The sequence below is a fragment of the Natronomonas sp. EA1 genome (assembly GCF_051195035.1).
GTDB lineage: Archaea > Halobacteriota > Halobacteria > Halobacteriales > Haloarculaceae > JBNTJV01.
On the sequence record NZ_JBNTJV010000007.1, the window covers coordinates 13,414 to 33,360 of the forward strand.

The 19,947-nt window shown below is 68.7% G+C and carries 18 protein-coding genes; 12 read left to right on the plus strand and 6 right to left on the minus strand.

From position 1 onward, the window contains the following. Positions 1-36 precede the first annotated feature (36 nt). Both ACQUQR_RS16590 and ACQUQR_RS16595 read left to right on the plus strand, forming a co-directional pair. The gene (locus ACQUQR_RS16590) at positions 37-1,182 is read left to right on the plus strand and encodes a FecCD family ABC transporter permease (protein ID WP_435197507.1); all 1,146 of its coding nucleotides are present in this window, start codon (positions 37-39) and stop codon (positions 1,180-1,182) included. Then, positions 1,179-2,030: an ABC transporter ATP-binding protein gene (locus ACQUQR_RS16595; protein ID WP_435197508.1), complete on the plus strand. Its 852-nt coding sequence runs from the start codon at positions 1,179-1,181 to the stop codon at positions 2,028-2,030. The genes ACQUQR_RS16590 and ACQUQR_RS16595 overlap by 4 nt, the downstream gene beginning before the upstream one ends. A 6-nt stretch (positions 2,031-2,036) precedes the next feature. Here the strand turns inward: ACQUQR_RS16595 and ACQUQR_RS16600 are convergent, their stop codons facing one another. Together ACQUQR_RS16600 and ACQUQR_RS16605 are read right to left on the minus strand one after the other, a co-directional pair. After that, complete coding sequence (locus ACQUQR_RS16600; RefSeq protein ID WP_435197509.1) at positions 2,037-3,872, minus strand: PAS domain S-box protein; 1,836 nt, start codon at positions 3,870-3,872, stop codon at positions 2,037-2,039. 199 nt (positions 3,873-4,071) lie between these two features. Further along, a complete protein-coding gene (locus ACQUQR_RS16605; protein WP_435197510.1) occupies positions 4,072-4,542 on the minus strand; it encodes a TIGR00725 family protein in 471 nt (156 codons plus the stop codon). A gap of 96 nt (positions 4,543-4,638) precedes the next feature. Here ACQUQR_RS16605 and lipA point away from each other — a divergent pair, with 96 nt between their 5' ends. The 10 genes from lipA to ilvA all read left to right on the plus strand — a co-directional run bounded on the left by lipA (position 4,639) and on the right by ilvA (position 15,071). Further along, positions 4,639-5,565 carry a lipoyl synthase gene (gene lipA / locus ACQUQR_RS16610; protein ID WP_435197511.1) on the plus strand — a complete coding sequence of 309 codons (927 nt, stop codon included), beginning with the start codon at positions 4,639-4,641 and terminating at the stop codon, positions 5,563-5,565. 296 nt (positions 5,566-5,861) lie between these two features. Further along, on the plus strand, positions 5,862-6,965 hold the full coding sequence (gene pdhA, locus ACQUQR_RS16615) for a pyruvate dehydrogenase (acetyl-transferring) E1 component subunit alpha (protein ID WP_435197513.1): 1,104 nt from the start codon (positions 5,862-5,864) through the stop codon (positions 6,963-6,965). After that, a complete protein-coding gene (locus tag ACQUQR_RS16620; protein ID WP_435197514.1) occupies positions 6,962-7,942 on the plus strand; it encodes an alpha-ketoacid dehydrogenase subunit beta in 981 nt (326 codons plus the stop codon). Before pdhA ends, ACQUQR_RS16620 begins: the two co-directional genes overlap by 4 nt. Then, positions 7,942-9,456: a dihydrolipoamide acetyltransferase family protein gene (locus tag ACQUQR_RS16625; RefSeq protein WP_435197516.1), complete on the plus strand. Its 1,515-nt coding sequence runs from the start codon at positions 7,942-7,944 to the stop codon at positions 9,454-9,456. Before ACQUQR_RS16620 ends, ACQUQR_RS16625 begins: the two co-directional genes overlap by 1 nt. Further along, a complete protein-coding gene (gene lpdA / locus ACQUQR_RS16630) occupies positions 9,456-10,880 on the plus strand; it encodes a dihydrolipoyl dehydrogenase (RefSeq protein ID WP_435197517.1) in 1,425 nt (474 codons plus the stop codon). The genes ACQUQR_RS16625 and lpdA overlap by 1 nt, the downstream gene beginning before the upstream one ends. Positions 10,881-10,956: 76 nt before the next feature. Then, positions 10,957-11,583, plus strand: coding sequence for a thiamine phosphate synthase (thiE, locus tag ACQUQR_RS16635; RefSeq protein ID WP_435197518.1), 627 nt, complete (start codon positions 10,957-10,959; stop codon positions 11,581-11,583). Next, positions 11,580-12,374 carry a hydroxyethylthiazole kinase gene (gene thiM, locus ACQUQR_RS16640; RefSeq protein WP_435197519.1) on the plus strand — a complete coding sequence of 265 codons (795 nt, stop codon included), beginning with the start codon at positions 11,580-11,582 and terminating at the stop codon, positions 12,372-12,374. The genes thiE and thiM overlap by 4 nt, the downstream gene beginning before the upstream one ends. Before the next feature lie 44 nt (positions 12,375-12,418). Then, positions 12,419-13,225, plus strand: a complete 807-nt coding sequence (gene pheA, locus ACQUQR_RS16645) for a prephenate dehydratase (protein ID WP_435197520.1) — start codon at positions 12,419-12,421, stop codon at positions 13,223-13,225. Positions 13,226-13,280: 55 nt separating this feature from the next. After that, positions 13,281-13,691 carry an Hsp20/alpha crystallin family protein gene (locus tag ACQUQR_RS16650; RefSeq protein ID WP_435197521.1) on the plus strand — a complete coding sequence of 137 codons (411 nt, stop codon included), beginning with the start codon at positions 13,281-13,283 and terminating at the stop codon, positions 13,689-13,691. A gap of 168 nt (positions 13,692-13,859) precedes the next feature. Then, the gene (gene ilvA / locus ACQUQR_RS16655; RefSeq protein ID WP_435197522.1) at positions 13,860-15,071 is read left to right on the plus strand and encodes a threonine ammonia-lyase; all 1,212 of its coding nucleotides are present in this window, start codon (positions 13,860-13,862) and stop codon (positions 15,069-15,071) included. 5 nt (positions 15,072-15,076) lie between these two features. Here the strand turns inward: ilvA and ACQUQR_RS16660 are convergent, their stop codons facing one another. The 4 genes from ACQUQR_RS16660 to alaS are packed head-to-tail and all read right to left on the minus strand — an operon-like array spanning position 15,077 to position 19,934. Further along, positions 15,077-15,772 (minus strand): type 1 glutamine amidotransferase, encoded by a 696-nt coding sequence (locus ACQUQR_RS16660; RefSeq protein ID WP_435197523.1) that lies wholly within the window; start codon positions 15,770-15,772, stop codon positions 15,077-15,079. A gap of 43 nt (positions 15,773-15,815) precedes the next feature. Continuing rightward, entirely contained in the window at positions 15,816-16,388 is a 573-nt protein-coding gene (locus tag ACQUQR_RS16665) for an NUDIX hydrolase (protein ID WP_435197524.1), read from the minus strand. Next, the gene (locus ACQUQR_RS16670; protein WP_435197525.1) at positions 16,378-17,115 is read right to left on the minus strand and encodes an alpha/beta fold hydrolase; all 738 of its coding nucleotides are present in this window, start codon (positions 17,113-17,115) and stop codon (positions 16,378-16,380) included. The genes ACQUQR_RS16665 and ACQUQR_RS16670 overlap by 11 nt, the downstream gene beginning before the upstream one ends. Positions 17,116-17,159: 44 nt before the next feature. Beyond that, positions 17,160-19,934, minus strand: coding sequence for an alanine--tRNA ligase (alaS, locus tag ACQUQR_RS16675; protein ID WP_435197526.1), 2,775 nt, complete (start codon positions 19,932-19,934; stop codon positions 17,160-17,162). Positions 19,935-19,947 lie beyond the last annotated feature (13 nt).

Sequence of the window (19,947 nt, forward strand, 5' to 3'; positions counted from 1 at the left end):
AACCTAAAACCAAGATGGACACTGAGGGAGGCGTCGATGGCGACTGAGACGGAGGGCGGGAGCCACCCGTTCGACCGGTTCGACTGGGTGGACCCGACGCTGCTCGGCCTGTGCGGCGGTGCCCTCGCCCTCACCGTCTTCGCCGGGCTCGTTCAGGTGAGCTTCGGGACGTTCTCGATGACGCTCGGCCAGGCGTGGCAGGCGGTCTTCGACCCCGTCGTCTGGTCGAACCCGAACGTGCTCGCCACCCTTCTGTTGGGAGAGGGGCTGGCGACCGACCTCGGGTTCTCCACGGCGTACGACCTCTCGAAGGAGACGCTCATCGTCTGGACCATCCGGATGCCGCGCGTGCTCGTCGCCGCGTTCGTCGGCCTGAACCTCGCGCTGTCGGGCGCCATCTTCCAGGCCGTCACGAAGAACGAGCTCGCGAGCCCGTTCATCCTCGGGGTCTCCTCGGGAGCGGGGTTCGCCATCCTCCTCACCCTCGTGGTCTTCCCGAGCTTCGCCGCGCTCCTCCCCGTCACCGCGGCGGTCGGGGGCACTGTCGCCTTCCTCGTCGTCTACGCCATCGCCTGGAAGGGCGGCACCTCCCCCGTCAGACTGGTGCTCGCGGGGGTCATCGTCGGCACCGTCCTGAACTCGCTGCAGACCTCGCTGTTCTTCTTCGCGGGTGACGTGGGCACCGTCCAGCAAGCCGTCGCGTGGACGACCGGCTCCCTGACGGGCGTGGACTGGGAGCAGGTCCGGGTCGTCCTCCCGTGGACGCTCATCGTCCTCCCCGCGGCGCTCGTCGGCGCGCGCCAGCTCAACGTCCTCCTCCTTGGCGAGTCGACCGCCAGCGCACTCGGGATGCGCGTCGAACGGACCCGTTTCATCCTCTCGGGGGTCGGCATCCTCGCCGCGGCCGCCTCCGTCGCCGTCGCGGGCATCGTCGGCTTCGTCGGGCTCATCGTCCCGCACGCCGTGCGGACGGTGGTCGGCAGCGACCACAAGCGCCTGCTCGTCGGCTGTGCGTTCGCCGGCCCCGCGCTCCTCGTCGTCGCCGACGTGGGTGCGCGGCTGGCGTTCGAGGTCGTCCTCGGCTCTCCCACCCAACTACCGGTGGGGATCGTCACCGGGCTCGTCGGCGGCCCGTACTTCCTGTATCTGATGCGCAAACGCCAGCAGCTGGGTGAGCTATGAGCGACGCACGACACTCCCCCGAACGAGAGGAACTGCCGGAGACCGAGGGGTCCGTGGCCGAGAGCGACACGGCGACGGACGCCCCCACCCTCGTCGGCACCGACCTCACCATCGGCTACGACACCGAGCCCATCGTGGAGTGCGACCACGTCGTCCTCCCGGCGGGCGAGGTCACCGCCCTCGTCGGCCCGAACGGCTCCGGCAAGTCGACCCTCCTGAAGGCGCTGTCGGGCCAGCTCGCACCCTGGACCGGCCAGGTGGAACTCGACGGCGAGAACGTGTACGGGATGGGGAAGAAGGCGCTCGCCCGCCGGCTGGCGCTGCTCTCTCAGGAGCACGACTCCCCCAGCACGACGACGGTGGAGGCGCTCGTCCAGTACGGCCGCTACCCTCACCGCGGCTTCCTCGAGGGCCTTTCGGCGGACGACCTCGCCGCCGTCGACCGCGCCATCGAGCTCGCGGGGGTCGAGCAGTTCCGCCACAGCGAGCTCGGGGAGCTCTCCGGTGGCCAGAAACAGCTGGCGTGGATCGCCATGACGCTCGCACAGGACCCCGATTTACTCCTCTTGGACGAGCCGACGACGTTCCTCGACTTACAGCACCAGCTCGGCGTCCTCGAGACCGTGCGGACGCTGAACCGCGAGCGCGGGGTGACGGTCGGCATCGTCCTCCACGACATCGCCCAGGCCGCACGCTACGCGGACAACATCATCGCGCTCCAGGACGGGACGCCGTACGACTGGGGCCCGCCGGCCGACGTGGTGACGGAGGAACTGCTCGCGGCCGTGTTCGGCGTCGACGCCACCGTCCGTGAGGGCCCCGAGATCGTCCCCCACCGTCCGCTGTAGTGCGGGTCAGGGTCGGTCGACCCCCGTGATCTCGAACCGGGCACCCCCCGCCTCGCTCTCGGTGAGCGTCACCGTCCAGCCGTGAGCGCCCGCGATGGACCGGACGATGGCGAGACCGAAGCCCGTCCCCCCGTCGGTCGTGGTGTAGCCGGAGTCGAACACCTTCCCGTGGTGCTCCTCGGGGATGCCGTCCCCGGTGTCCGCGACGTAGAAGCCGTCCGGGAGGTCGCCGACGGTGACGGTCACGTCGTCGCCGCCGTGGGTGACCGCGTTGGCGAAGAGGTTCTCGAGGAGCTGTCTGAGCCGGTTGCGGTCGGCCCGGACGACGCGCTCGCTTTCGACCACCAGCTCGGCGTCGCGCGTCTCGATCGTCTCCCAGCAGGTCGTCGTCAGCTCGCGGAGCCGCACCGGCTCGAAGTCGGTGACGCCCTGGCCCTGCCGCGCGAGGACGAGGAGGTCCTCGATGAGCTCGCGCATCCGGTCGTACGCCCGCTCGATGGTGTCGAGCCGCGGGTCGTCACACTCGTCGCGGTGGAGCTCGAGGTTCCCCGCGGCGACGGAAAGCGGGTTCCGGAGGTCGTGGCTGACGATGGCGGCGAACTCGTCCAGCCGGTCGCGTTCCCGGCGCAGCTCCTCCTCGCGGGCTTTCAGCTCCGTGATGTCGACGGCGACGCCGAAGACGGCGACGGGCTCCGTCCCGTCCGGCTCGTAGATGGGGACCTTCGAGCTGAGGTAGGTCCGGGAGCCCTCGTCGGTGTCGACCCGCTCTTCGACCTCCAGCGGCTCGCCCGACTCGAGGACGGTCCGGTCGTTCGCCGTGACCTGGTCGGCGACCGGTCCGGGGTTCAGCTCGTGGTCCGTCTGCCCGACCGCCTCGTCGGGCGCCAGGCCGAACAGGGTCTCGAACTGCCGGTTCGTGAAGACGTACCGCCCCTCGGCGTTCTTCATGAACATCGGCGTCATCGTGTGCTCGAGGATGGCGTCGAGCCGGAGCGCCATCGTCTCTAGCTCGGCCTCGCGGCGCTTCCGGTCGGTGATGTCGGTGATGAACCCCTCCAGCGCGACCAGGTCGTCCCCCTCGTAGATGCCGCGGCCGCGTTCCCAGACCCACTTCACCCCGCCGTCGCTCGTCACGATCCGGTAGGTGATCTCGAACGGGACCCGGTCGGCGAGCGCCGCCTGCACCGCCTCCCAGAGCGGGTCGCGGTCCGCCTCGTGGACCACCTCGCTGCCGTAGGAGACGGACCCGGACTCGAGCGCGCTGGCGGGGTAGCCGGTCAGCTCCTCGCACTCGCCTTCGACCTGCTCCATCGGCCACGACGGCTCGTTCCGGCAGCGGTAGACGATGCCGGGGAGGTTGTCGATGAGCGTCTGGAGCCGTCGGGTGTGCTCCGCGAGCGCCCGCTCGGAGCGGTCGCGCGTCACCGCGTTCCGAATGCGGTTCGCCAGCAGGTCGTATCGCTCGCCACCGGGGCGCTTCTGGATGTAGTCGGTGACGCCGGCGGAGATGGCCTTGCTCGCCACCTCCTCGCTTCCCTTGCCGGTAAAGAGGATGAACGGGAGGTCGGGGTACGTCTCGCGCACGCGGGCGAGGAAGGTGAGGCCGTCGCCGCCGGGCATCTCGTAGTCCGAGACGATACAGTCGACCCGCTCGGCGTCCAGTCGGTCGAGCCCGGCTTCCATCCCCTCCGCGGTGACGACCTCGATCTCCCCTCCTGCCTGCGTCTCCTCGAGCAGGCGTTTCGACACGGTGAGAAACGCCGGGTCGTCGTCGACGTGGAGCACGCGCACGGGGGGACTCTCGCCGTCCGGGCCTCGCTCCTCTCCCCCCTGTACACTCATACCGACAGGTACGCGAGGGACCCCCATACCAGTACCGCTGTCTCCACCGTGCGACACCGAACGATTTATTATGTTTTAGGCCAGCCTAAAGGATGGGTGGCACACCCTGTCCCGGTGCCGCACCATCCCCGCTGCGTCGCCGACCCCGTGGGCATCACCCGGCCGACGCGGCGGTTCTACCCGATTTCCGTTCCGCGAGCTACTGCCGGTGCGGGGCGTCGCCCTGCACCCGGCGTTCGACCGACTCCACCGCCTCCTCGGGAGTCCCGACTGCCTCGAACCCCTCGAGGGTGAGCTCGTGGGTGCCGAGCCCCGCGACGGGTCTGCCGAAATCCAGCGCGTGGCCGAGCTCCGAGAGCGTCCCCGTCGCCCCCGAGACGGCGATGACCCCCTGGCCGTTCAGCACGACGAGGACGTTCCTCGCGTTCCCCATCCCCGTCGCGATGGGGGTGGTGACGTAGGGGTTCGCGTCCGCGAGCCGGTCGGTCGGGAGGATGCCGATGGTCTCGCCTCCTTCCTCGCGGGCCCCGCGACACGCGGCCTCCATCACGCCGCACAGCCCCCCGCAGACGACGGTGTGGCCCCGCTCCGCGAGCAGCCGTCCCACCTCGCGGGCGTGCGCTGCGGCTTCCTCACTGGGGCTCCCACTGCCGATGACCGAGATGCGCATGGTCGGGGCTCACGCCGAGCGAGCATAGCCCTGCTGGACACCCGTCCACCCGCCGCAAAGCCGTACCCTTTTGCCCTGCGGGCCGAAGGTGCGGGTATGAGCCGTTCGCGGAAGCCCGACTGGCTGAAGATGCGGCCCCCGTCGGGCGAGCGCTTCACCGACATCAAACGGACGCTCCGCGAGTACGACCTCCACACCGTCTGTGAGGAGGCCTCCTGCCCGAACATGGGCGACTGCTGGAGCGGCCGCAACGGCCCCGGCACGGCCACGTTCATGCTGATGGGCGACCGCTGTTCGCGGGGCTGTAACTTCTGTGACGTGAAAACGGGCGGGATGGAACCGCTCGACCCCGACGAGCCCGCGAACGTCGCCAGCGCCGTCGCCGAGATCGGGCTGGACTACGTCGTCCTCACGAGCGTCGACCGCGACGACCTGGAGGACGGGGGTGCCGCGCACTTCGCGCAGACCATCCGCGAGATCAAGGAACGCGACGCCTCCATCCTCGTCGAGGTGCTGATCCCCGACTTCCAGGGCGACCCCGACGACGTACGCAAGATCATCGACGCCGAGCCGGACGTCATCGCGCACAACGTCGAGACGGTGGAGCGACTCCAGTGGCCCGTCCGGGACCGCCGCGCGAACTACGAGCAGTCCCTCTCCGTGCTCGAACAGGTCCACGAGGAGTCCGACATCTACACCAAGACCTCGCTCATGCTCGGCGTCGGCGAGTATGACCACGAGGTGTACCAGACCGTCTCCGACCTGCACGAGATCGGCGTCGACATCGTCACCTTCGGGCAGTATCTCCAGCCGTCGCGGAGCCACCTCGAAGTCTTTGATTATGTCCACCCGGACACCTTCGACGTGTGGAAACGGGTCGCCGAGGAGGAGTTCGGCTTCCTCTACTGCGCCTCGGGGCCGATGGTCCGCTCGTCGTTCAAGGCGGGGGAGTTCTTCGTCGAGGCGCTGCTTCGGGAGGGGAAATCGGTGGAGGAGGCGCGGGAGGCGGCGAACGCCGCGTAGCTGGGTGCTGCTGCCCGTCCGTCACCCCCGCGCCCCCGCGCTCCCTCGTTATCCCTCGCACGCGGGCGGAATCACCATCCGTCGCCCTTCTACCGAGTCACGTGTGCACACGCCCCGGGAACCCGTGTTCGTCAGCTGATATGGACGAACGGCACGTTCTCGTCCGCTCTGCCCCCCGATTTCTGGACACGCGTCACGGACTCTGGGCAATTCTGGCATGCAGAGAAAGGTATTTACGAAAACCCTATAATCGATGCAACGGATTTTTCGCTCATGTCAGGACGGAGGGTGCTGCCGTGAGCACACTACAGCGTGACCCCTCGGAACAGGTACGGATTCTCGACGAGAACGGTGAGGTCGTCGAGGGTGCGACCGTTCCCGACCTGAGCGATGAGGAGATGGTCGAGATGTACCGGAACATGAAGCTCGCGCGCCACTTCGACCAGCGCGCGGTGAGCCTCCAGCGGCAGGGCCGGATGGGGACGTACCCCCCGCTCTCGGGGCAGGAGGGGGCGCAGATCGCCTCCGCCACCGCCCTCGCCGACGAGGACTGGCTCGTGCCCTCCTACCGGGAGCACGGGGCGGCGTACGTCCACGGCCTCCGGCTGGACCAGACGCTCCGCTACTGGATGGGTGACGAGCGCGGGAACCAACTGGAGGACCTCAACATCTTCCCCGTCGCGGTCCCCATCGCGACGCAGGTCATCCACGCCGCGGGGCTGGCGTGGGCCTCCAAACTGAAGGGGAACGACGAGGCGTTCATGTGCTACTTCGGCGACGGGGCCACCTCGGAAGGTGACTTCCACGAGGGGCTCAACTTCGCCGGCGTCTTCGACGTCCCCGCGGTGTTCTTCTGTAACAACAACCAGTGGGCGATCTCGGTTCCCCGGGAGCGCCAGACGGCCTCGGAAACGATTGCCCAGAAGGCAATCGCCTACGGGTTCGAGGGCGTGCAGGTAGACGGGATGGACCCGCTCGCCGTCTACAAGGTGACGAAGGCGGCCATCGACAAGGCCAAGCACCCGCAGGAGGGCGAGCGGCGCCCCACGCTCATCGAGGCGGTCCAGTACCGCTTCGGCGCGCACACCACCGCGGACGACCCCACCGTCTACCGCGAGGACGACGAGGTCGAGAAGTGGAAGGCGAAGGACCCGATTCCACGGCTGGAGACGTACCTGGTGAAACAGGGGGTGCTCGACGACGCCCGCATCGAGGAGATCGACGCGGGCATCGAAGAGGAGGTCGCGGACGCCATCGAGACGGCCGAGGCGTACGAGCGACCCAACCCGGACGACATCTTCGAGTACGTCTACGCGGAGATGCCGAAGCGCCTGCAGGAACAGCGTGAGTACCTGCGGCGGCTTCGTGAGACGCACGGCGACGAGGAGCTACTAGAATGAGTTCACAGAACCTCACGCTCGTCCAGGCGGTTCGGGACGGGCTCTACGGCGAGATGCAGCGCGACGAGGACGTCATCGTCATGGGCGAGGACGTCGGGAAGAACGGCGGGGTGTTCCGGGCCACGCAGGGCCTCTGGGACGAGTTCGGTGACGACCGCGTCATCGACACGCCGCTGGCGGAGGCCGGTATCATGGGCACCGCCATCGGGATGGCCGCCTACGGGATGCGGCCGGTCCCCGAGATGCAGTTCTCCGGGTTCATGTACCCGGCGTTCGACCAGCTGATCTCGCACGCGGCGCGGCTGCGAACCCGCTCGCGCGGGCGGTTCTCCTGCCCGCTCGTGGTCCGTGCGCCCTACGGCGGCGGCATCCGCGCCCCGGAGCACCACTCCGAGTCGAAGGAGGCGTTCTACGTCCACGAGGCCGGCCTGAAGGTCGTCGTCCCCTCGACGCCGTACGACACGAAGGGGCTGCTCGCGAGTGCGATCCGCGACCCCGACCCGGTCGTCTTCCTCGAACCCAAGCTCATCTACCGCGCGTTCCGCGAGGAGGTCCCGGACGAGACCTACACCGTCCCGCTCGGCGAGGCCGCCGTGCGCCGCGAGGGCTCGGACGTCTCCGTGTTCACGTGGGGGGCGATGACCCGTCCGACGCTGGAGGCCGCCGAGGAACTCGACGGCGATATCGACGTGGAGGTCGTCGACCTCCGGACGCTCTCGCCGATGGACACCGAGACCATCGTCGAGTCGTTCAAGAAGACCGGTCGCGCCGTCGTCGTCCACGAGGCGCCCAAGACGGGCGGGCTCGCCGGCGAGATCACGGCGACGATCCAGGAGGAAGCGCTCGCGTACCAGGAGGCGCCCGTCACGCGCATCACCGGCTTCGACACGCCGTTCCCGCTGTACGCGCTGGAGGACTACTACCTCCCCGAGCCGGCCCGCATCATCGACGGCATCCGCGAGGCGGTGGACTACTGATGGTTCGAGAGTTCAAACTCCCCGACGTCGGCGAGGGGCTGACCGAGGCCGAGATCGTCACCTGGCTCGTGAGCGAGGGCGACGCGGTCTCCGAAGATATGCCCGTCGCCGAGGTCGAGACGGACAAGGCAGTCGTAGAGGTCCCCTCCCCCGTCAACGGGACGGTCCGCGAGATCCTCGCGGAGGAGGGTGAGATGGTCCCCGTCGGCGACGTCATCATCACGTTCAATGTCGAGGGTGAGGACGACGCTGGCGCTGCCGAGGCCGACACCAGCGAGAGCGACGAGGAGGTCGAGTCCGCCGTCTCCGCGGTCTCGGAGGTCGAGGAGGAAGCCGAGGAGGAGTCCTCCGCGAAGGGTGGCCGCGTCTTCGCCGCCCCCTCCGCCCGTCGGCTCGCCCGCGAACTGGGCGTCGACATCCAGAGTGTGTCCGGCTCCGGCCCCGGCGGTCGCGTCACCGAGGGTGACGTGCGCGCTGCGGCCGAGGAGGATGAGGAGGAAGAACCCGAGCAGGCCGTGAAATCGGCGACGAAGAAGGTCACCGACGAGGCCGACGAGGCCGGGACGGGGAAGCCCGCGTCGGCTCCCTCGCAGGTCCCCTCCTCCGTCGAACGGGCGGGTCGCGACAAGACGCTCGCCGCGCCGGCGACCCGCTCGCTGGCCGACGAGCTGGGCGTCGAACTCAACGACGTTCCCACCGAGGAGGAGAAGGACGGCAAGCCGTTCGTCACGCCCGAGGCCGTGCGTGAGTACGCCGAGGCGATGCAGGCCGCGCAAGCAGCCGACGCCGCAGAGGCCGCGACCGGCGCGACCGGCCCGCGCGAGGAGCGCGAGGCGTACAAGGGGATCCGCCGGACCATCGGCAACCAGATGGCGAAGTCGAAGTACACGGCACCCCACGTCACCCACCACGACGAGATCGACGTGACGGAGCTCGTGGAGGCCCGTTCGCGGCTGAAGGGTGTCGCGGAGGAGCGCGGCTACAAGCTCTCGTACATGCCGTTCGTGATGAAGGCCGTCGTCGCCGGGCTCCGGCAGTTCCCCATCCTCAACTCCACGCTGGACGAGGAGAACGGGGAGATCATCAAGAAACTGTATTACAACATCGGCATCGCCGTCGCCACCGACGCGGGCCTGATGGTCCCCGTCGTGGACGACGTGGACTCGAAAGGGCTGCTCGACATCGCGAGCGACATGAACGAGCTCGTCGCGAAGGCGCGTGACCGCAGCATCTCCCGTGAGGAGATGCAGGGCGGCACGTTCACCATCACCAACTTCGGCGCCATCGGCGGGGAGTACGCCACGCCCATCATCAACTACCCCGAGACGGCGATTCTCGGGCTGGGCGCCATCAAGGAGAAGCCCCGCGTGATTGATGGAGAGGTGGTCCCTCGCAAGGTGATGACCATCTCCCTCTCCATCGACCATCGGGTCATCGACGGCGCCGACGCCGCACAGTTCGCGAACGTGGTCAAGCAGTACCTCGAAACCCCTGAACTGCTCCTGTTAGAATAATGGTTGTCGGAGATATCTCGACTGGAACGGAGGTACTGGTCATCGGTGCGGGTCCGGGCGGCTACGTCGCCGCCATCCGCGCTGCACAACTCGGACTCGACACGACGCTCGTCGAGAAGGACGCCTACGGTGGCGCCTGCCTGAACCGCGGGTGTATCCCCTCGAAGGCGCTCATCACCGCGACGGACGTGGCGTACGATGCCGCCACTGCTGAAGAAATGGGTATCCACGCCGACCCCGCCGTCGACATGAAGGGGATGCAGTCGTGGAAAAACGGCGTGGTCGACCAGCTCACGGGCGGCGTCGAGAAGCTCTGTAAGGCCAACGGCGTCAACCTCGTCCAGGGGACGGCGACGTTCGCCGATGCGAACAAGGTCCGCGTCGCCCACGGCGGCGAAGGGCAGGGAAGCGAGTCCATCGAGTTCGAACACTGCATCATCTCGACCGGGTCGCGTCCCATCCAGATTCCCAACTTCGCGTTCGACGGCGAGCACGTCCTCTCCTCGAAGGAGGCCCTCGAATTAGAGACCATCCCGGAGAAGCTCGTCGTCGTCGGGGCTGGCTACATCGGGATGGAGCTCTCCACCGTCTTCGCGAAACTCGGCACCGACGTCACCGTGGTCGAGATGCTCGACGACGTCTTGCCAGGGTACGAGTCGGACGTGAAACGCGTCGTCCGCACGCACGCCGAATCGCTGGGCATCGAGTTCCAGTTCGGCGAGGGTGCGAAGGACTGGGAGCAGGCGGGCGACGGCGTCCGCGTCACCACGGAGACGGAGGACGGCGAGCAGTCGACCTACGAGGGCGACAAGGTGTTCGTCGCGGTCGGTCGCGCCCCCGTCTCGGATTCACTGAACCTCGAGGCTGCGGGCGTCGAGACGGACGAGAAGGGGTTCATCCCGACGGACCACGAGGCCCGCACGAACGTGGACCACATCCACGCGGTGGGCGACGTGGCCGGCGAGCCCATGCTCGCGCACGTCGCCTCGAAGGAGGGTGAGGTCGCGGCGGAGGTCATCGCCGGCGAGCCGTCCGCGCTCGACTACCAGGCGTACCCCGCCGCGGTGTTCACGGACCCCGAGATCGGGACCGTGGGGATGACCGAAGCCGAGGCCGAGGACGCGGGCTTCGAGCCCGTCGTCGGCAAGATGCCGATGAACGCCTCGGGTCGCGCGCTCACGCTGGGCGAATCGGACGGGTTCGTCCGCATCGTCGCGGACGCGGAGACGGAGTTCATCCTCGGCGCGCAGATCGTCGGCGCGGAGGCCTCCGAGTTGGTCGCCGAACTCGGCTTAGCCATCGAGATGGGCGCGCAACTGGAGGACGTGGCGTCCACCATCCACACGCACCCGACGCTCGCGGAGGCCGTGATGGAGGCCGCCGCGAACGCGCGCGGCCACGCGATTCACACGCTGAATCGGTAATCTGCAGCGTTTCTCCCTCGTTTTCGACCCCCCAGCGACCCGAACGTCTTTGTGGCATCACTCGATAGTACCACTCATGAATCTCAACACGTATCTCGTCACGCAGGCGAGCCACTCCGCGCGGTCGACGCCCGAAGTGGTCGAGGCCGCCATCGCCGGCGGGGTCGACGTGGTCCAGCTCCGCGAGAAGGGGCTCCCCGTCCGCGAACGGCTCGCGGTCGGCCGGGAGCTCCGCGAGCGCACCCGCGAGGCGGGGGTCACCTTCCTCGTGAACGACCGGGTGGACCTCGCCCGCGCGCTCGGTGCGGACGGCGTCCATCTCGGGGACGACGACCTGCCGGTCGGCGTGGCCCGCGAGCAGCTCGGGCCCGATGCCATCATCGGTCGGTCCGTCTCCACCGTCGCGGGGGCGAAGGCCGCCGAACGCGCAGGGGCCGACTATCTCGGCGTCGGGGCGGTGTTCGCCACCGGGTCGAAGGACGTCGAGGAGGAGTCGACGGAGATCGGGCTCGACCGGGTGCGGGCCATCCGCGAAGCCACGGACCTCCCGTTCGTCGGTATCGGGGGTATCACGGCCGAGAACGCGTCCTCGGTGGTCGAGGCCGGGGCGGACGGCGTGGCCGTCATCTCCGCGATCACGCAGGCCGCGGACCCCGAAGCCGCCACGCGCGAGTTGGCCGCGGCCGTGGGGGTGCCGGCATGACTCCCGACCTCGAGGCGGCCCTCTCGGCCGTTCGGGAGACGGAACCGCTCATCAACTCCGTGACGAACGAGGTGACGGTGAACGACGTGGCGAACATCACGCTCCACTGGGGGGCGCTCCCCGTGATGTCCGACGACGAGCGCGAGGTGGCCGATATGGTCGCCGCGGCGCAGGGCGTCCTCCTCAACATGGGCACCGTCAGCGAGGACGGGGAGGCCACCATGCTCACCGCTGGCGCGGCGGCCAACGAGCAGGGGGTTCCGCTCGTCGTCGACCCCGTGGGCGTGGGGGCGACGCCCACCAGAAACCGGGTGGCGGAACGGCTCGTCACGGAGTTGGACGTCTCCATCGTGAAGGGGAACTACGGCGAGGTGTCGATGCTCGCGGGCGAGGCCGCGGAGGTGCGAGGGGTCGAATCGGTGGGCGAGTACGACGACATCACCGCCGCGGCGAAGGCGTGTGCCGAGGCCACGGATGCGGTCGTCGTCGCCTCCGGCGTGACCGACGTGGTCGCGACCGCCGAGGAGGCCTATGAAATCGAGGCCGGCCACGAGTTGATGGGACGGGTCGTCGGCACCGGCTGTATGCTCGGCGTCACGCTCGCCGTCTTCGCCGCGGCGATGGACGACCCGCTGGAGGCCGCGCTCGCGGGCACGCTCGCCTTCGGCCTCGCGGGTGAGCGCGCGGCCGAGGAAGGGGTGTATCAGGGTCCCGCGAGCTACAAGACGGCCTTCCTCGACGCCGTCGCGGGGTTCGAACCGCGCGGCGAGGCGCGAATCACGGACCGGTGACGCCGCCGATTCGCTTTTCACGCCCCGCCTGATACCCACTCTCGATGAAAGCGCTCACGCTCGGCCCGGAAGGCACCTACTCCCATCGCGCGGCGCGTGCGGTCGCGGACGACATCGAGTTCACCGAAAGCGTGACGGGGATCGTCGAGGGGGTCGCCGGCGGCGCGTACGACCGCGGCGTCGTCCCCATCGAGAACAGCATCGAGGGCTCCGTCACGGAGTCGCTCGACGCGCTCGCGGAGTGGAACGTCTCCGTGGTCCAGGAGCTCGTCACCCCCATCCGCCACGCGCTCATCGCCCAGCGGTCGGAGTTCTCCGTCGTGGCCTCCCACGCGCAGGCGCTGGCGCAGTGCCGGAGCTACCTCGAGACGGAGTACCCCGACGCCCGGATGGAGGCCGTCGCCTCCACCGCGAGAGGGGTCCAGCACGCCCGCGAGGACCCGGACGTGGCCGCCATCGGCCACCCCGACAACGCGGGCGACGACCTGCAGGTGCTCGCCGAGGACATCCAGGACAAGACGTCGAACGCGACGCGCTTTCTCGTGCTCGCGCCGGAGACGGAGCGCACCGACGCCGGCGGGAAGTCCTCTTTCGTCGTCTACCCGAACCAGAACTACCCGGGGCTGCTCCTCCGTCTCCTCGAACCGTTCGCCGAGCGCGATATCAACCTCTCGCGGGTGGAGTCGCGCCCCTCGGGCGAACGGCTCGGCGACTACGTCTTCCACATCGACGTGGAGGCGGGGATGTACGAGGACCGCACGAAGGAGGCGGTCGCGGAGCTCGAATCGCTCGCCGAGCAGGGGTGGGTGCGCGTGCTCGGCTCGTACGACACGAAACACGTCCTCTACTGAGCCGGGGAGCCTCGACCTTTTATCAGATTTCGGCCCCTATCTCCCCGGTGCAACCATGACTCGACGCAATCCATTCGAGGAGACCGAGCGGATGTTCGAGCAGCTGAACCGCGGTTTCGGCGAACTCGACTCCTCGCTCCCGGGGAGCATCTCCATCGACGTGGAGGACGCGGACGACGCGTACGTCGTCACCGCCGACCTCCCCGGCTTCGAGCGTGACGACATCGAGGTGCAGGTGGAGAACAACACGCTCACCCTGCGGGCGACCCGTGAGGAGTCGACCGAGGAGGAGGAGACGGACTACCTCCACCGCGAGCGTTCGACCGCGTCGCTCTCCCGGTCGGTCACGCTCCCGGACCCGGTCGCGGAGTCGGATGCGTCCGCGAGCTACAACAACGGCGTGCTCACCGTGACGCTCCCGAAGCGCGACCCCGAGACGGGCGGGACGAACATCCCGGTGAACTGAGCGTCACGCGGGCGTCAGACGGCTCACGCGCGGCACTCCCCTCGTGCGGTTTCACTTTCACTCCGCATGGCGGGGGTTTATGCCAATCCGGCCCCCGTGTTCAGGTGCACACACGCTCCTTCCCCTTTTGCCGGAAGACATACCAGCCACCCACAGGTAGCCGTGGGTATGCTCGACGTTGCCGACGTGTTAGCGGCTCGCCAGCGCGTAAGCGAGGTGGCCCGCCACACCCCCCTCGACTACTCGCACACCTTCTCCGCGCGCACCGGAGCGGAGGTGTATCTGAAACTCGAGAACCTCCAGCGCACCGGCTCCTTCAAGATCCGCGGGGCGGCCAACCGGCTCGCCCAGCTCACCGACGAGGAGCGCGAGGCCGGGGTCGTCACCGCCAGCGCCGGCAACCACGCGCAGGGGGTCGCGCTCGCGGCCTCCCGGCTGGGGATCGACTCGAAGATCGTCATGCCCGAACACGCCCCCATCTCGAAGGTGAACGCCACCCGGGACTACGGCGCCGAGGTCATCCTCCACGGCCCGGACTACGACGCGGCACAGGCGAAGGCCCACGAACTCGAAGAGCGGGAGGGGCGCACCTACATCCACGCGTTCGACGACGAGGCCGTCATGGCCGGGCAGGGGACCATCGGCCTCGAGATCGTCGAGGACTGCCCCGAGGTGGACACCGTCGTCGTCCCCATCGGCGGCGGGGGGCTCATCTCCGGTATCGCCACCGCGGTGAAGGCCCACCGCCCGGAGGCCCGCGTCATCGGGGTGCAGGCCGAGGGGGCCTCCTCCGTCGCCGAGTCGCTCCAGAAAGGTGAGCGCGTCACCCGCGACCAGGTGGACACTATCGCCGACGGTATCGCCGTCCGGACGGTCGGGGAGCAGACGTTCGAGGTGATTCAACGACGGGTCGACGAGGTCGTCACCGTCTCCGACTCACAGATCGCGACGGCGCTCGTCGAACTGCTCGAACGCTCGAAGACGCTCGTCGAGGGGGCGGGGGCCGTCGCGCTCGCCGCCCTGCTGGAGGACACGTTCGACTACGAGGAGGGGGAGGTCATCGTCCCCGCGCTGTGCGGCGGGAACATCGACCTGAACGTCCTCACGACCGTCATCATGCGGGGGCTCGTGGAGGACGGCCGCTACCTCAAAATCAGGACCGTACTCAAGGACCGCCCCGGCGCGCTCCGCGAGCTCATCGACGTCATCGCCGACGCCAAGGCCAACATCTACGGGATTCAGCACGACCGCACCTCCCGCGACCTGGCGATGAACGACGCCGAGGTCGAGTTGGACCTCGAGACCCGGGGGCACGAGCACGTCGCGAAACTCATCGAGGCGCTGGAGGCCCACGGCTACGAAGTGGATATCCTCGCCTGAGCGGCCTAGACGGCCTGTCGCTCCGCCCGCACCTCACGCACGTACGCGAGGAAGTTGTCGAAGACGCGTTTCGACCGGCTCGCGGTCGCGTAGTTCTCCTCGGTGATGCCGTCGAGGACGGCCCGTTTCTTCGCCTCGTCGAGGTCCTTCGACTCCGTGATGGCCCGCGCCGTCTCCACGTCGTACTCGGGGTGCGACTGGAGGCCGAAGACGTGGCCGTGCTGGAAGCCGTGGACGCCGAAGTCGTTCTCCGCGATGAGCGTCGCGCCCGGCGGGAGCTCCGAGACCGTATCCGAGTGGGTCGTGAAGACGAGGAACTCCTCGTCCACGTCGGCTAAGAGGGGTGAGTCGGCCGTCTTCTGGACGGTGCGATACCCGATCTCGTAGTCGCCCATGTCCTCGACGGTGCCGCCGAGCACGTCGGCGAGCAGCTGGTGACCGTAACAGATGCCGAGCGCGGGGAGCCCCCGGTCGAGCGCCTCCCCGACCCACGCCTTCGTCGGCTCGATCCACTCCTCGTCCCAGTAGACCGACGAACGGGAGCCGGTGACGACGATACCGTCGAAGTCGAAATCCGGCGGGAGCTCCCCCTGTGCGGCGCGGAACTCCGCGAGGTCGGCGTCGAGCTCCCGACGGAAGTTCCGGCTCGTGTCCTGTGCCTCGTGTGCCGCGTTGATGAGCGCGAGGCGAAGCCGTGTCATTACCCTCCCTACCCGATTGAGGGAAAAGGGCGTTTCGCCCGCGTCATTCCGGCGCGGGCGGCTCCCAGTCGGTCGTCAACTCCAGCAGCGAGGAGAGCATGAAGCCCGTCAACCCCCAGACGAGCGCACCGTCGACCTCGAAGTAGGGGATGACGACGCGGCCGCGCTCGGGGCGGTCCCGGACCTCGCTCCGGTAGTTCGCGGGGTCGGTGAGGGCATCGACCGAGAGCACGACGGTCTCGACGATCTCCCGCCCGTCCGGGATGTACTCCCGGTCGGGGACCCGGCCGACGTACGGACGGATGACGTGGCCGAACGGCCCCGGCACGTCGTCGAGGTGGCCCACCACGTCGGCCTCGCCGGGATTCAGTCCGATTTCTTCATCCGCCTCCCGCAGTGCGGTCTCGCGCAGGTCGGTGTCGGCGGGGTCCCGCCCGCCACCGGGGAAGGACATCTCCCCCGCGTGCTGTTCGAGGTCGGGTGAGCGTTCGGTGAAGAGGAGGTAGTCCCCGTCCTCGCGGGCGATGACGGGCGCGAGCACCGCGGCCTGCTCGTCGGGGTCCCCCGCGATGCGGGTGGGGTCGTACCCCGACAGGGAATCGAGGTCAAGTCGCATGGGTCTCCAGGAAGCCGGAAATCGCGTCGTTCACGGCCGCGCTGTGCTCGGCGAAACAGAGATGCCGCCCCTCGACGGCCTCGAACCGGCCGCGGGGGAGGCCGTCAGCGAGTTCTTCGACCGTGCTCGCGGGGACGACGGGGTCGGCGACCCCGCCGAGACAGAGCGCGGGGACGCCGAGTTCGTACAGCGGGCCGGCGTCGAATTCGCGTATCGTGTCGAACAACTCGGTTCGGGTCTCGGCGTCGGCGTCGCCCTCCCGCCAGCGCTCGATACGTGTGCGTTCCAGCGGGTAGTCGGGCGAGAACGCCACCTCGGGCCACTCCTCGGTGAAGAGCCGGGCGAGCGCGTCGGTGTCGACGGCCTCGCCCGTCGCGGGCGTCCCGAAGAGCGTGAGGCTCCGGGCGCGCCCGTGGCGGCGGGCGTGGGCGAGCGCGACCATCCCCCCCAATCCGCAGCCGACGAGGTGGACTTTCTTCGCGCCCGCGTCGCGGCAGACGGTCTCCACGTCGGCGACGAGCGCGTCGAGCGAGTAGTCGTCGGCCGCATCCGACCGCCCGGTCCCTCGCGGGTCGAAGGCGATGGCGTCGAAGGGGCCGGCGAGCGCCGGGAACTGCCAGCTCCACAGCCACGCGCCGGTGCCGGCTTCCGGGATGCACACCACGGGCTCGCCGCTCCCTTCGCGGTCGTAGTGGAGGGCCACGCCTCCGTTCGTCGCGGTTGGCACGCTCACCCTTCGCGCGGCCGCGTAGAAAAACGATTGGTCCCGGTTCAGGCGTCGAGCACCTGCAACAGCACGTCGGGGGCCGCCTCCAGCGCCTCGTCGAGCTTCTCGGCGTCGGGGCCGCCACCCTGCGCGAAGTCTGCGGGGCCGCCGCCACCGCCGCCGACCTTGCCGGCGAGCTCGGAGACGACCTGCCCGGCGTTGACGCCCACGCCGTCGGGGACGGCGACGACGAACGTCGCGCCGTCGACTCCGGAACCGAGGACGGCGATCTTCCCCTCCTCGGCGAGCGCGTTCGCGGTCTTGCGGAGCTCGTCCATGTCGGCGTCGATGCGCTGGACGACGGCCTCGACGCCACCGATGTCGACGGTCTCGGCCTCGCCGCCGGCCGCCCGCGCCTCCGCGAGCTGCTCTTTGAGCTCGTCGATCTGTTTGCCTCTGTCCTTCCACTCCGTGAAGAAGCGCTCCGCGGTCTCGGGGACCTCGAGCGGGTTCACGTCGAACGCCTCGGCCGCCGAGTAGAGGGCGTCCTCCGTGCGCTGGGTGGCCTCGATGGCCGCGTCACCCGCGGCGAAGACGATGCGCTCGACGCCGTCCTGCACGCGCTCGGTGGTGAGCACCTTGATGGTCCCGATGTCTCCGGTTCGGGAGACGTGGGTGCCGGCGCAGGCCTGTACGTCCTCCGCCACCTGGATGAGGCGGATCTCGGTGCCCGGCGGGATGCCGCCCTGGAACAGATCGAAGCCGTGTCTCTCCTGGGCCTCGTTGCGGTGGAGCCACTGCTGTTTGACGGGGAAGTTGTCGGTGACGAGCTGGTTCGCGACCCGCTCGATGCGTTTCACCTCCTCGCGGGTGATGCGTTCGTAGTGGGTCACGTCGATGCGGGAGGAGTCGGTCCCCTTCTGCGCGCCGGCCTGCCGGATGTGGTCGCCGAGCACCTCGCGGGCCGCGTGGCCGATGATGTGTGTGGCGGTGTGGTGGCGCATCAGCCGGCGGCGACGGGTGGCGTCCACCTTCCCGCGGACGAACTCACCCTTGCCGGGGTCCTCGTCGGTGCGGTGGAGGATGACGTCGCCGTGGCTCTGGACGTCCGCCACCTCGACGGTCACGTCATCGGTGGAGAGGGTGCCGTGGTCGGCGGGCTGGCCCCCACCTTCGGGGTAGAACATCGTCTGGTCGAGCACCACGTCGTAGCCGTCCTCGCGGTCGAGGACGTCGAGGACGACGGCCTCGAACTCCATGCGCGACTGGTCCTCGTAGTAGAGCTTGTCCGTCGCGGGGAGGTCGTCGATGCGGTCGGCCGCGCTCTCGGTCTCCTCCCCTTCGAACGCCGTCTCCCCGCCGTGGCGCGCGGCCACCAGCGAGTAGAAGTCGTCGGGGATGTTCACGTCCGCGCCCTTCTCGGCGGCGATCTCCTCCACCATGTCGGGCTGGATGCCGTGGGAGTCGTACAGCTCGATGACCTCCTCGAGGGGGATCGGGTCGTTCCGCGCCGCGTACTCGTCGGCGAGCTGGCGGACCTTCCGCCCCCCGCGCTCGAGCGTCTCTCTGTACTTGGCCTCCTCCGAGCGGACGATATCGCGGATGGTGTCGCGGTTCTTGTAGCCGAGGCGGTCGGCCTGCATGTCGACCAGCTCGTCGAGCGGGGCGTCGACGCCGACGTTGTCGACGAGCCGCTTCGTGCGCCGCAGGACCATGCGGGCGAGATAGCCCGTCCCGACGTTCGAGGGGACGATGCCGTCGCCGAACATGTACGCGAGCGCCCGGCAGTGGTCCGCGATGGCGTAGATGTCCTCCAGCGGCTCCATCAGTGCCGTCAACTCGGCTTTCGAGACGTCGAGCTTCCGGGCGATGTTGTCGCGGGCGGAGTCCATGTCGTCGGCCTCGTCGATGTCCATGTGCCCCGCGAGCTTCGCGCTCCGGTGGATGAGCGACTCCTCCTCCTCGGTGTGCTCGATGCCGGCGTGCTCCTTGAGGAAGGCGATCATCTCGGGGTAGACCGCCTCGTACACCGTCGGGGTGCCCTGACTCATCCAGGTCCACCGCTCCAGCCCGTAGCCGGTGTCGACGATGTAGGTGTCCATGAAGGAGTAGCGGTTCCCGTCTTTCATCTCGTAGTCCCCGTCGGGGTCCTGCTCCATGCACATGAAGACGAGCGTGGCGAGCTCCGCTCCTTTATAAATGACCTCGATGGCCGGACCGGCGTTGCCGCCCCCGACCCACGGGTCCTCGATGTAGGTGATCTCCTCTAAGTCCGCGCCCAGTGACTCGAACAGCTCGTCGCAGTACTGGACCGTCTCGTCCTTCCAGTAGACCTCACCCTCGTAGGCGTAGTCGGCCTCGGCGTCCTCGCGCGTGTTGAAGGCGTGGTGAGCCATCATCTCGAACGCCATCGTGTGCCGGCCCGTCTTGCCGACGTTGTCGATGTCCTGCATCCGGATGCAGGGCTGAGAGATGGTCAGCGGGTTCGCCGGCGGCGGGGTCTTCCCCGAGGTGACGAGCGGCTGGAAGTCGTAGATCGAGGCCTGCGTCAAGAGCACGTCGTCACGCCAGCGGTTCGCCGCGACCGGGTAGGGGTCGATGCGGGCGTGGTCGTTCGCTTCGAAGAAGGAGAGGAACGCCTCGCGCATCTCCTCTAACGTGTAGGCCTCGTCGAAGCCGGGGTCGTCGATGAAGCTGTACTCCGCACAGGGCGGCTCACCGCAGGTCTCCCGGCCCTCGTCGCGGGTCCAGAAGTGGGCACCACACTCGGAGCACTCCATGCGGGTAAACCCGTTCTCCGCGAAGTACTCGAGCTGGTACTCCTCGTCGAGGTCGCTCATTGCCCGCATCTGG